General features: G+C 63.0%; 12 protein-coding genes and 1 tRNA gene. 6 read left to right on the plus strand and 7 right to left on the minus strand.

The features are described from left to right. Positions 1-6: 6 nt before the first annotated feature. From AC56LN_RS21030 to cysS, 7 genes are all read right to left on the minus strand, one after another. Positions 7-1,128: a Gfo/Idh/MocA family protein gene (locus tag AC56LN_RS21030; protein ID WP_499574551.1), complete on the minus strand. Its 1,122-nt coding sequence runs from the start codon at positions 1,126-1,128 to the stop codon at positions 7-9. 418 nt (positions 1,129-1,546) lie between these two features. Then, positions 1,547-1,639: transfer RNA gene (locus tag AC56LN_RS21035), tRNA-Ser, on the minus strand. Between the two features lie 97 nt (positions 1,640-1,736). Then, a complete protein-coding gene (locus AC56LN_RS21040) occupies positions 1,737-2,984 on the minus strand; it encodes an aspartate kinase (protein ID WP_343027264.1) in 1,248 nt (415 codons plus the stop codon). Positions 2,985-3,131: 147 nt separating this feature from the next. Then, complete coding sequence (gene tilS / locus AC56LN_RS21045) at positions 3,132-4,556, minus strand: tRNA lysidine(34) synthetase TilS (RefSeq protein WP_499574552.1); 1,425 nt, start codon at positions 4,554-4,556, stop codon at positions 3,132-3,134. 26 nt (positions 4,557-4,582) lie between these two features. Then, positions 4,583-5,560 carry an acetyl-CoA carboxylase carboxyltransferase subunit alpha gene (locus AC56LN_RS21050; protein ID WP_482898391.1) on the minus strand — a complete coding sequence of 326 codons (978 nt, stop codon included), beginning with the start codon at positions 5,558-5,560 and terminating at the stop codon, positions 4,583-4,585. Positions 5,561-5,660: 100 nt separating this feature from the next. Continuing rightward, positions 5,661-6,350, minus strand: a complete 690-nt coding sequence (locus AC56LN_RS21055; protein WP_482898390.1) for a DNA-3-methyladenine glycosylase family protein — start codon at positions 6,348-6,350, stop codon at positions 5,661-5,663. Further along, the gene (cysS, locus tag AC56LN_RS21060) at positions 6,350-7,750 is read right to left on the minus strand and encodes a cysteine--tRNA ligase (RefSeq protein WP_499574553.1); all 1,401 of its coding nucleotides are present in this window, start codon (positions 7,748-7,750) and stop codon (positions 6,350-6,352) included. Before cysS ends, AC56LN_RS21055 begins: the two co-directional genes overlap by 1 nt. Before the next feature lie 287 nt (positions 7,751-8,037). On the opposite strand from cysS, the gene AC56LN_RS21065 reads away from it, so the two are divergent. The 6 genes from AC56LN_RS21065 to AC56LN_RS21090 all read left to right on the plus strand — a co-directional run bounded on the left by AC56LN_RS21065 (position 8,038) and on the right by AC56LN_RS21090 (position 12,377). Then, positions 8,038-8,655, plus strand: a complete 618-nt coding sequence (locus tag AC56LN_RS21065) for a peptidylprolyl isomerase (protein WP_499574554.1) — start codon at positions 8,038-8,040, stop codon at positions 8,653-8,655. A 59-nt stretch (positions 8,656-8,714) separates the two neighbouring features. Beyond that, entirely contained in the window at positions 8,715-9,206 is a 492-nt protein-coding gene (locus AC56LN_RS21070) for a peptidylprolyl isomerase (protein WP_482898387.1), read from the plus strand. 31 nt (positions 9,207-9,237) lie between these two features. After that, positions 9,238-9,996: a UDP-2,3-diacylglucosamine diphosphatase gene (locus AC56LN_RS21075; RefSeq protein ID WP_499574555.1), complete on the plus strand. Its 759-nt coding sequence runs from the start codon at positions 9,238-9,240 to the stop codon at positions 9,994-9,996. Positions 9,997-10,159: 163 nt separating this feature from the next. Then, the gene (locus tag AC56LN_RS21080) at positions 10,160-10,528 is read left to right on the plus strand and encodes a GntR family transcriptional regulator (RefSeq protein WP_499574556.1); all 369 of its coding nucleotides are present in this window, start codon (positions 10,160-10,162) and stop codon (positions 10,526-10,528) included. After that, on the plus strand, positions 10,525-11,397 hold the full coding sequence (locus AC56LN_RS21085; RefSeq protein ID WP_499574557.1) for an ABC transporter ATP-binding protein: 873 nt from the start codon (positions 10,525-10,527) through the stop codon (positions 11,395-11,397). Before AC56LN_RS21080 ends, AC56LN_RS21085 begins: the two co-directional genes overlap by 4 nt. Beyond that, positions 11,394-12,377 (plus strand): hypothetical protein, encoded by a 984-nt coding sequence (locus AC56LN_RS21090; RefSeq protein WP_482898383.1) that lies wholly within the window; start codon positions 11,394-11,396, stop codon positions 12,375-12,377. Before AC56LN_RS21085 ends, AC56LN_RS21090 begins: the two co-directional genes overlap by 4 nt. The last annotated feature ends 5 nt before the right edge of the window (positions 12,378-12,382 follow it).

Raw genomic sequence — 12,382 nt, forward strand, 5'->3', positions numbered from 1 at the left:
GCCGGATCAGCCGGCCAGGTCGACCCTGCTGCCGCTGCGGTCGGACGCAATGATCGCGTCGATCACCGCATGCATCCTGACAGCGTCAGCGAACGTCGGCGCCAGCTGCGTGCCATCGCGTACGTCGCGGGCATACGCCGCATACAGATGAGCCAGCTCGGCCACGCTGCCGCCCAGGTCGTGTTCGGGCAACCAGTCGTACTGCGCCGGCACGGGCAGCGCCTGCAATGGCTGCGCGTCGCCGCGGGCACCTTCGATCAGGTTGACCGACGGCCCGAAGCTGGTCGCATTGGTGATGCGCAGGTCGCCCTCGGTCCCCGTCAGATCGATCTGCACGCCGGCATTGTTGCGCTTGCCTGCTTCGAGCTGCACCGTCAGCACGGCCCCGTTGGCGAACGTGCCGGTAACGAGCACCTGGTCGGGATTGGTGCGCGGCAGAGTGGCACCGGTATCGACGATCGTCACTTGCTTGATCTGGTTGGCCGTCAGCGCGCTCAGTGTGCGCGGAAAACCGAAGTGCCGGAACAGGATGTCGAGGAAGTGCCCGCCGAAGATCGGCAGCAGATCCGAGAAATTCTCGGTCGGCACGGTATAAGCCAGATAACCCATGCGACGCGCACCGAACGCGTCGACGCTGACATGCATCCGCACGGAACGCAACTCGCCGATATAGCCATCGGCCAGCAGATCGCTCATGTAGCGGTAACTCGGCGACAGGCGGCGCTGCAGACCCACGACATGGCGCACACCGGCTTGTTCAGCCAGCGCCGCCAGCTCAGTCGACACGGCGGTGCTGGTGGTCAGCGGCCATTCCGAATACACGTCCTTGCCAGCGGCAATGGCCGCTCGAACAGCCGCCTCGTGCTGCGGCGCCTGGTTCAGCACCAGCACCAGATCAACCTCAGGATGCCCGACGAGCGCCTGCAGCGACGTGAGGGGATGGGCAATGCCATGACGGACAGCGAAGGCCTGGGCCTTGTCGGCGCTGCGGCTGTAGACAGCCGTCAGTTCGAACTCGGGCAACAAAGCCAGCGACGGGATATGGCCATACTCGGCCCAGGTACCAGCGCCGACGATGCCGACGCGGATTTTTTTAACGGACACTGCGGGAGTGGATGAAACGTTCATGCGAGAGACTCCCTTGAAACTGTTGGACCAGCAATTGCGGCATCCAGCATTTTAACGGGGGTGCACCGATCCTGCTCCAGAGCCGGCGAAAGTGAACAGCCGGGGTCAGGTCTGACATTCGGACACGATCTCGACAGTCCGGTCAAAAGGCGGGGGTCAAAAGCTGGGGTCAGGTCTGACATTCGGACACGAACTCACCAGTGGGGTAGCCGGAAACGGCAGGCGCCGGACTACCCATGTTCTGGGCAAAACACCACTGGAAACGCTTAGGGCTGAGGCCGTGTCCGAATGTCAGACCTGACCCCGGCTTTGCTGAGGCCGTGTCCGAATGTCAAACCTGACCCCGGCTGTGCGAGGTGGCAAGGAAACGGGACAGTAAAGAAAAAAGCCACCTTGCGGTGGCTTTTTTCATCGTTCTTGGCGGAGACGGTGGGATTCGAACCCACGATACAGGTATAAGCCGTATGCATCCTTAGCAGGGATGTGCCTTCGGCCACTCGGCCACGTCTCCAATCAGTACCAACGTTTCCGTCAGCGCTGAGTGCAAGCATCTTAAGGGTTGGTGCTCATTTGGTCAAGAAAACACACCCAAAAAATTGCAGACTGACTTAACTTTGTTCCAGATTAAATGACTTGTGCAGGGCGCGCACGGCCAGTTCCATGTACTTCTCGTCGATCAGCACCGAGATCTTGATCTCCGACGTCGAGATCATCTGGATGTTGATGCCCTCTTCCGACAGCGTGCGGAACATGTCCGAGGCCACGCCGACGTGGCTGCGCATGCCCACGCCCACGGCCGAGACCTTCGACACCTTGGCGTCGCCGACGATCTTGGCCGCGCCCAGGTTGTCCTTCTGGTCTTCCAGCACCTTCATTGCCTGCACGTAGTCGTTGCGCGACACCGTGAAGGTGAAGTCGGTCTTGCCGTCGACCGACTGGTTCTGGATGATCATGTCGACTTCGATATTGGCTTCGGCGATCGGGCCCAGGATGTGGAACGCGACGCCCGGCTTGTCCGGCACGCCCAGGACGGTGATCTTTGCTTCATCGCGATTGAAGGCGATGCCGGAGATGACGGCTTGTTCCATATTGCTTTCTTCCTCAAACGAAATCAGGGTGCCGGAGCTGGCTTCTTCAGCCAGGGGCATCAGGGGATCGGTCAGCGACGACAGCACGCGCGTCGGCACCTGGTAGTTACCTGCAAATTCCACCGAGCGGGTTTGCAGCACTTTCGAGCCCAGCGAGGCCAGCTCGAGCATTTCTTCGAAGGTGATCTTCGACAGGCGGCGTGCTTCGTCGACCACGCGCGGATCGGTCGTGTAGACGCCGTCGACATCGGTATAGATCAGGCATTCGTCCGCCTTCAGCGCCGCGGCAATTGCCACCGCCGAAGTGTCCGAACCGCCGCGGCCCAGGGTCGAGATATTGCCATCCTCGTCCATGCCCTGGAAACCCGTGATGATGACGATCTTGCCATTGGCCAGGTCGCGCATGACGCGCGTGTCGTCGATTGACTGGATGCGTGCTTTCGTGAACGACGAATCGGTGCGGATGCCCGCCTGCCAGCCGGTGTACGAGACCGCGTCCTTGCCGATGGCCAGCAGCGCCATGGCCAGCAGGCCAACGGACACCTGCTCGCCGGTCGAGGCGATCATGTCCAGTTCGCGTGGATCGGGCTGGTCCATGATCTGCTTGGCCAGACCGATCAGGCGATTGGTTTCGCCCGACATGGCGGACGGTACGACGACGATTTGGTGACCTGCGTCGTGCCACTTGGCCACACGGGCCGCGACATTCTTGATACGGTCCGTCGATCCCATCGACGTCCCGCCATATTTGTGGACAATTAAAGCCATATCAGGAAGGGTTCCAGCTAGGGTAAGGATCAAAAAGGGACCCTCACTCTAGCATGGTGCAGCGCGGCATCACAAGGCTCGTTGGCGCAAAAGCTATACGAAAAGAACATAACCTAATGCGTTTCGCATCGAAGCTGCCCAAGCGTGTCAGACAGCAGCCATTTCCCAGCGCAATTCGATCCTCTCCTCGCCGCCTTCCAGCACATGCGCGCAATCCATCCCGATGCCGGCGGCGAACAGCAGCTCACGGCCACGGCTGACGGTGGGCAGCCGCTCGCGCTCCCAGGCCGGCACGCCCAGCGCCTGGAAGTGCGCCTTCAGGCCGCGCGTGGGCCGGTTGGCGGCGGTCTTGAGGCGCTCACCCCCCTTGCGGAAATCGATCATCAACGGCAGCACGCGCAGCCAGGCAGCGTCGAAGCCGCGCGCGGCCGGCACGAAGTGCAGCACGCCGCCATATGCCGGAAACGCCATCGACGCTTCGCCCTGCCAGCGGAAACGCTGCCCTTCCTTGACGAAGATGCCGAGGTCGTCGGGGTCGCGCATGCCTTCCAGTTCGGGCAAATGCGGCGTCAGGTACAGCTTGCCGCGATGGCGGCGGATGTGGCAGTCAGGGTGCGTGACCTTCAGCTGTGCATCGTCGCGCGCCGAGAACAATTGCCAGACCATTTCGGCCAGCCACGCCGTCGACGGCATCGCCAGCCCGCGTACGGCGAACAGGTGACGCAGGCAATTGTCGATGCGGTCGGCGCTAAGCGCGCCGAGCACCGCCAAATCGACCGCATCGCCATCCAGACAAGCGGCCAAGTCCTGCGCCGCCAGCTCTTCGAGCATGCGCTGGGCAGACGCGACGTGCGCGGCGCCGCGCGCCAGGCGCGCCTGGAAGCCAGGGAAGTTCGCGGCCAGCGCCGGCATCACCTGATGGCGCAACGCATTGCGTGCATAGCGCGCATCCTGGTTGGATTCATCCTCGACCCAGCGCAACGCGTGCGTCGCGGCGTAGGCTTCGAGCGCTGCGCGCGACTGCGTCAGCAGCGGGCGCGCCATCACGGTGACATCGTCGCCCAACAGGTTTGGCGAACGATTGGCCGCTTCCATGCCGGACAAGCCGGCCGGGCCCGAGCCGCGCAGCAATTGCAGCAGCACGGTTTCAGCCTGGTCGTCGAGGTGGTGGGCGGTCAGCAGCAGCGTCGCGCCATGCTCACGGCACATGGCGCCCAGCGCCGCATAACGTGGGCGGCGTGCGGCCGCTTCCACGCCGGAACCGTCGACCGGGATCGTCACGCGACGGTGGTCGAACGGCACACCCAGCGCTGCGCAGCTGCGTTCGCAATGCGCGAGCCAGGCATCGGCGTTCGGGCTCAGGCCGTGATGGACGTGGAAGGCAAATAAGGGGATCCCCTGCCGCGCGCACCAGGCATGGGCCAGGTGCAGCAGAACCATTGAATCGAGGCCGCCACTGCAGGCGATCGCGATCGAGGTGGGCGCGTAGGTGGTGGACAGGCGCGCGAGCGCCTCATTGCATGCTGCCGGGACCGATCCGGCTGGATCGGTCCCGCGATTGGTTCTGCTCACTGTTGAGACTCGCTTACTCTTGTTGCTTACTCTTCGCGCGGCAACGTTTCCTTGAACTTGCCATACGCCATCAGCTTGGCGTGACGGGCTTCGAGCAGGTCCTTGGTCTTCATGCCCTGGAACTGGCGCAGCGTGTCGGCCAGAGCGCGCTTGAGCAGTTGCGCCATCTGTTTCGGGTCGCGGTGCGCGCCGCCCAGCGGCTCGTTGACGATCTTGTCGACCAGGCCCATGGCCTTCAGGCGATGCGCGGTCAGGCCCAGTGCGTCGGCAGCATCGGCCGCGCGCTCGGACGTCTTCCACAGGATCGATGCGCAGCCTTCCGGCGAAATCACCGAGTACGTCGCGTACTGCAGGATCAGCACGGCGTCGCCCACCGCGATGGCCAGCGCGCCGCCCGAGCCGCCTTCACCGATGATGGTGGCGATCAGTGGCACTTTCAGTTCGGCCATCACATACAGGTTGTGGCCAATGGCTTCGGACTGGCCGCGCTCTTCGGCTTCGATGCCGGGGAATGCGCCCGGCGTGTCGACGAACGTGAAAATCGGCAAGCCGAATTTTTCGGCCAGCTTCATCAGGCGCATGGCCTTGCGGTAGCCTTCGGGCTTGGGCATGCCGAAGTTGCGCATCGCGCGCTCTTTGGTATCGCGGCCCTTCTGGTGGCCGATGACCATGCAGGGCTGACCGTTGAAACGGGCCAGGCCGCCGATGATCGACTGGTCGTCGGCAAACGTGCGGTCGCCGTGCAGTTCATGGAAATCGGTGAAGATCGAATTCACGTAGTCCATCGTGTACGGACGCTGCGGGTGACGCGAAATCTTCGACACTTGCCACGGAGTCAGCTTGGCATAGATGTCTTTGGTGAGCTGCTGGCTTTTCTTGTCCAGGCGATCGATCTCCTCGGAGATATCGACAGCGGAATCATCTTGTACGAACCGCAGCTCTTCAATCTTGGAATCGAGCTCGGCGATCGGCTGCTCGAAATCGAGGAAAGTTAATTTAGTCATTGTCACTCCGGGGTAATGTCTTGGCCGCGCTCTGTGGCTGCGCGGCGGATCAGGGCGCTATTCTACCGTAAGCCGGTGGCGTGTCGGGCGGATCGGGGGCTCAGGCCGCAGGGGCGACCGGGTCCAGGCTGCGCCACAAATACCAGGTCGCCACCGTGCGCCAGGGTTCCCAGTTGGCCGACACCTCGCGCGCATCGCTACGCGACACAGGTTCGCCCGAGAAATAGTTTTGGCTGATGCCCTGGATCAGGCCGGGATCGTCCAGTGGCAGGACGTTCGGCCGCAGCAGATTAAATATCAAAAACATCTCGGCTGTCCAGCGGCTGATGCCGCGAATCCGGATCAGCTCGGCGATCACGGCTTCGTCATCCATCTCGGACCACAGGTCCGCATGGACGCGTTTGGCCTTGAAATGGTCGGCCAGGTCGAGGATGTATTCGGTCTTGCGCTTGGACAGCCCGCAGCCGGACAGCTGGACCGCGCCCAGCTTGATGATCTGGCTCGGGGCCAGGGTCGGGCAGACGGCCAGCAGCTTGCCCCAGGCCAGATCCGCCGCTTTTGGCGTGACCTGCTGGCCGACGATCGAGCGCGCGAGCGTCGTGAACGGGTCGGGCTGGCCGCGCAGGTGCAGGTCGCCGAACTGCGGGATCAGCTTGTTCATGATGCGGTCGCGCTGCATCAGTTCGCGCTTGGCCTCGGCCCAGTAGATCGGCACGGCGAGCGCATCGTGCGCCGGCGACGCGCCTGCCAATGCAGCCACGCTGCCCGACTTGTCCTTGTTCGCTGGCATTATGTACGGCGCCAGGTCGTTCCGTCGGCCTTGTCTTCCAGGACGATGCCCGCCTCCGTCAACTGCTTGCGGATGGCGTCGGCGCCAGCGAAGTCGCGCGCTGCCTTGGCGGCCGCGCGGCGTGCGATCGCATCCCGGATCGCCGCTTCGTCCAGCCCGCCCTCGCCCGCATCGGGACTGCCTGCCTGCAGGAACGCCTGCGGCGACCGCTCGAGCAGGCCGAGCACGGCGGCGAGCGCCTTGAGCTGGCGCGCTGCGTCAATCGACCGCGTGCGGTTGACTTCGCCGGCCAGATCGAACAGCGCGGCCACCGCCAGTGGCGTGTTGAAGTCGTCGTCCATCGCGTCGCGCACGCGCCGCGCATGGGCTTCATCCCAGTCGACGGCAACTGGCTCGCTGCCAAGCTCGATGCCATTGAGCGCCGTGTACAGGCGGGTCAGCGCTGCCTTCGCGTCGTCGATGTGGACATCGGAATAATTGAGCGGGCTGCGGTAATGGGCGCGCAGGATGAAGAAGCGCACGACTTCGGCGTCGTACTTCTTGAGCACGTCGCGGATCGTGAAGAAGTTGCCCAGTGACTTGGACATCTTTTCGTTATCGACGCGCACGAACCCGTTGTGGATCCAGTAGTTGACCATCGGCGCGCCGAACGCGCCTTCGGACTGGGCGATCTCGTTTTCGTGGTGCGGAAACTGCAGATCGGCGCCGCCGCCGTGGATGTCGAAGTGTTCGCCCAGCGTCGCGCACGACATGGCCGAGCATTCGATGTGCCAGCCCGGCCGCCCCTGCCCCCACTGCGAATCCCACTTGGCTTCAGCCGGCTCGGATGCTTTGGCCGCTTTCCACAGCACGAAGTCGAGCGGATCGCGCTTGCCGGTGTTGACGTCGACACGCTCGCCGGCGCGCAGGTCGTCGAGCGATTTGCCGGACAGCTTGCCGTAGCCGTCGAAGCCGCGCACCGCGTAATTGACGTCGCCGTCCGCGGTCTGATAGGCCAGGCCTTTCTGTTCGAGCTTGCCGATGATCGACAGCATCTGCGGCACGTACTCAGTGGCGCGCGGCACGACGGTCGGCGGCAGGATGCCGAGCGCGGCCGTGTCTTCGTCCATGTATTGCACGAAGCGGCCCGTCAGTGCACCGATGGTTTCGCCGTTCTCGACGGCGCGCTTGATGATCTTGTCATCGATGTCGGTGATGTTGCGCACGTACTCGACCTCGTAACCGGACGCGAGCAGCCAGCGGTACACGACGTCGAACGCCATCATCATGCGTGCGTGGCCAACGTGGCAGTAATCGTAGACGGTCATGCCGCAGACATACATGCCGACCTTGCCGGCGACCTTCGGGACGAAGACCTGCTTGTCACGCGCCAGCGTGTTGTAAATCTTGAGTTGGCTCATTGAATTTTCGGTTCGCACGAGGCTGGCAAACGGCCGCCGGCGCCGCAACGACCATCCCGGCGCAGCATTGCATGCGCGCCAGCCAGACGGGTGCGGCGTGGGGTTCGCCTGGGTCCTCGGTGTTATTCTTATTTGATAGAATGGGACGTTCGGATGCAAACGCTTCTCTTAAACGCTTCCGGGAAAGTATAGCATTGATAAAAACCCGGCTGGCCCCATCAGGACCAGCTTTATTTTCGGGACAACCCTTGACAGCGCCCCGTGCGCAGTCCATCAGAGGAAGCCAGATGTCATCGTCATTCACCCGCCGCTTTGCCCTCGTGCGCATGGCCGGCGCGACCGCCGCCCTCGCCTGCGGCATGCTGTTCTCCGGCAGCGCGCTGGCAGCCGACATGCCGCAGTATGCGATCAAGACCAGCATGGGCGAGATCGTCGTTGAACTCGACCAGGAGAAAGCCCCCAAGACCGTGGCCAACTTTGCGGCCTACGCCAAATCGGGCGCCTACAACGGCACGATCTTCCACCGCGTGATCGACGGCTTCATGATCCAGGGCGGCGGCATGAACGAAAAGTTCGAGGGCCGCAAGACGCAGAAACCCATCAAGAACGAATCGAACAACGGCCTGTCGAACCAGCCGTACACGATTTCGATGGCACGCGAAGACAATCCTGACAGCGCCACGTCGCAATGGTTCATCAACGTGGCCGACAATTCGGGCATCGACTTTCCGTTCGTCGGCGGTTCGGGTTACACGGTGTTCGGCAAGGTGGTCAAGGGCCAGGAAACGGTCGACAAGATCAAGGCCGTCGTGGTCGACGACGTGCGCGGCATGCAGAACGTGCCGGTCGTCCCGATCAAGATTACGTCCGTGACGCTGCTCAAGGGCGACAAGCTAGTAAAATAACGGTTCCGCCGCGCCTGCATCCGGCGCGCACGCTCATCAACCAACAACAAGGACACCGCATGACGACGATTCTCATCACCACCAACCAGGGCAACATCACCGCTGAACTGGACGCTGAAAAAGCACCGAAGACCGTTGCCAACTTCATCGACTACGTCAACAAGGGTCACTTCAGCAACACGATCTTCCACCGCGTGATCAAGGACTTCATGATCCAGGGCGGCGGTTTCGAGCCAGGCATGAAGCAAAAGCCTACCCCGGCCACCGTCGAGAACGAAGCCAAGAACGGCCTGAAGAACGACAAGTACACGCTGGCCATGGCCCGCACGTCGGATCCGCATTCGGCATCGGCCCAGTTCTTCATCAACACCAAGAACAATGCCTTCCTCGACTACCCGGGCCAGGATGGCTGGGGTTATGCCGTGTTCGGTAAAGTCACTGCAGGCCAGGACGTCGTCGATGCACTGAACAACGTCAAGACCAGCCGCGGCGGCATGCACTCCGACGTGCCGGTGGACCCAGTCATCATCGAGAAAATCGAAGTCCTGTAATGCGCGGCGCGCGCCAGCCTCAGCCAGTCTCATGACGCTGCCTGCGCGCCAGTTCGCGCTGTTCATCTCCGACCTGCACCTGCAGGTCTCGCACCCGCGCACGCTGGACGCGTTTCTACGCTTCCTGGCCGCGCGCGCGGTGCATGCCGAGCAGTTGTATCTGCTCGGCGATATCTTCGAATACTGGGCCGGCGACGATGACGTTGCCGATCCGTTTCACCAGACCATCATCACGGCGATCCGCGCCGTCGCCGATGCCGGCGTGGCGGTCTTCTGGATTGCGGGCAACCGCGACTTCCTGATTGGCGAAGGCTTTGCGCACGCTGCGCACCTGACCCTGCTGCAGGAACCCCATGTCATCGAGGCCGGCACACGCCGCGTCGCGCTCGTGCATGGCGACGCGCAGTGCACGCTCGACACGAAGTACATGGCGTTTCGCGCCCAGGTACGCGCTCCCGACTGGCAGGCACAATTTCTCGGCATGCCGCTGGCGCAGCGCAAGGGCATTATTGCCGGCCTGCGCGAAGGTTCACGCGAAGCCCACACGGGCAAATCCTACGAGACGATGGACGTCACACCAGATGCGGTAGCCGATGTGTTTGCTTCGCTCGATGCCGACGTCATCATTCACGGGCACACGCACCGGCCCGCCGTGCACGCGCACGGCGACAAGCTGCGCTACGTGCTGCCCGACTGGGAGCTCGACGAAGCGCCACACCGTGGCGGCTGGATCGCGCTGCACGCAGACGGCAGCCTCGTCCGTCACGACGTCGACGGCGCCATTCTCTAACGTCCTCCCGCGTTTTACCCGCCCCGCATGATCTCGCGTCTGCATATTGACGTTTGCGCGACCACTGTTATACTCAACTACAACACCACTTCAACACACCACCATGAGGAGGCAGGCATGCGCAACACCCTGACGCTGCACCGAACCACCACGGAGGCCCTAGATGACCGTCGGCTGGAACGATAAGACCCCGATTTACCGCCAGCTCAAGGAACGCGTCGTTGGCATGATGCTCGACGGCGTTCTCAAGGCTGGCGACGCCCTGCCCTCGGTGCGCCAGATCGCGGCCGACTATCAACTCAATCCAATCACCGTGTCGAAGGCCTATCAGGAACTGGTCGACGACAACCTGGTGGAAAAACGAAGGGGAATTGGCATGTATGTCACCGAAGGCGCCAGCGAGAAACTGCTGGCCAGCGAGCGCGAACGTTTCATCAGTGAAGAGTGGCCGGCGATGCTCGAGCGCATCCGCCGACTGGGCCTGGACATCAAGCAATTGCTGAACAACGCGGACAAGGACGGTGCCGCATGAACGCCGTCATTTCCGCCAGGGGCTTGACCAAACACTACGGCAAGCGGGTCGCCGTCGACAGCATCGACATCGAGATCGCCGCCGGCCGCATCGTCGGGCTGATCGGCCCGAATGGCTCGGGCAAGACGACGACGCTCAAGGCGGCCCTTGGCCTGATCCAGTGCGAGGGCGAGCTGTCGGTGCTGGGCCTGGACCCGCGCACCCAGCGCGATGAGCTGATGAAGGACGTCTGCTTCATCGCCGACGTCGCCATCCTGCCGCGCTGGCTGCGCGTGAAGGATGCGGTCGACTTCGTGGCGGGCGTGCATCCGCGCTTTGACCGCAGCAAGGCCGAACGCTATATCGCCAATACCAAGCTGACGCCGACGATGAAGGTCAAGGAAATGTCCAAGGGCATGATCGTGCAGCTGCACCTGGCGCTCGTGATGGCAATCGACGCGAAGCTGCTGGTGCTGGACGAACCGACACTCGGGCTGGACATCATCTACCGCAAGACGTTTTACCAGAACCTGCTCGAAGACTATTTTGACGAGAACAAGACGATCGTCATCACGACGCACCAGGTCGAGGAAGTCGAGCACATTCTGACCGATCTGCTGTTCATCCGCGATGGCAAGATCGCACTGGCCGCGTCGATGGAAGAAATCGGCGAACGCTACGTCGAGGTCATGGTGGGCACCGACAAGGTGGCGGCGGCCAGGGCGCTGCAACCGATCGACGAGCGCACCGTGTTCGGCAAATCCGTGATGCTGTTCGACGCACTGCGCGCCGGCGGCCTGTCCCGCACCCAGCTGGCCGCACTGGGCGAGGTACGCAACCCGAGCGTGGCCGACCTGTTCGTCGCCACCATGAAAGGAACCTACGCATGACTACGCCAATGAGCACCATGAAATGGCTGATCCGGCGCGAACTGTGGGAACACAAGGGCGCCTTCTTCTGGGCGCCGCTGGCCGTGGCCGCCGTGATCGTGCTGCTGTTCGGTGGCGGCTTCCTGTACGCGATCATCGCCAACCCGTCGTTCCACATGCAGGTCAGCGGCGAACAAGTCATGACGGTCAATGGCTTGCCGCCCGCGGTGCTGGCCAAGCTGGCCACCGCCGCCGCCTCGAGCTACCTGGTGATCACGGCGCCGCTGTTCTTCGTGCTGCCGGTGGTCGTGTTCTTCTACTGCATGGCGGCGCTGTACGACGACCGGCGCGACCGCAGCATCCTGTTCTGGAAATCGCTGCCGATGTCCGATGCGCAGACCGTGCTGTCGAAGGTCGCGACGGCGCTGCTCGTTGCGCCACTGGCGACGATCGCGATCGGCATCGCCGCCTCGTTGATCCTGCTGGTGATCGGCCTGCTGGGCGGCGCCATCAAGGGCATCAACCTGATCGCACCGGTGCTGGCCAATGTCGACTTCTACCTGGCGCCCGTGTATCTGATCAGCTTCCTGCCGCTGTACATCCTGTGGGCGCTGCCGACAGTGGGCTGGCTGCTGCTGGTGTCGAGCTGGGCGAAGTCGCGCGTGTTCCTGTGGGCCGTCGGTGCGCCATTGGTGGCGCTCGCCATCCTGGCCTGGTTCGATTTCCTGGCTGGCCGGTTTGCCGGGGTATCGATGAACGTCAAGTGGTTCGGCGAAGAGATCGTGGCGCGGGTGCTGCTGGGCGTGTTCCCCGGTATCTGGTTTGGCGAAGTCAATGGCGCGGCGCTAGCGCAGCAGCAACAGGCCGGTCTGGATGGTCCGCTGCTGTTGGGCACGTCGTATGCCACGCTGCTCACGCCGGGTGTCTGGATCGCGGCGGCCGCTGGCTGCGCGATGATCTACGGCGCGATCCGCCTGCGCCGCTGGCGTGACGAGGGGTAAGCGCG

This window comes from Telluria sp. ZT3P26, from assembly GCF_059686035.1.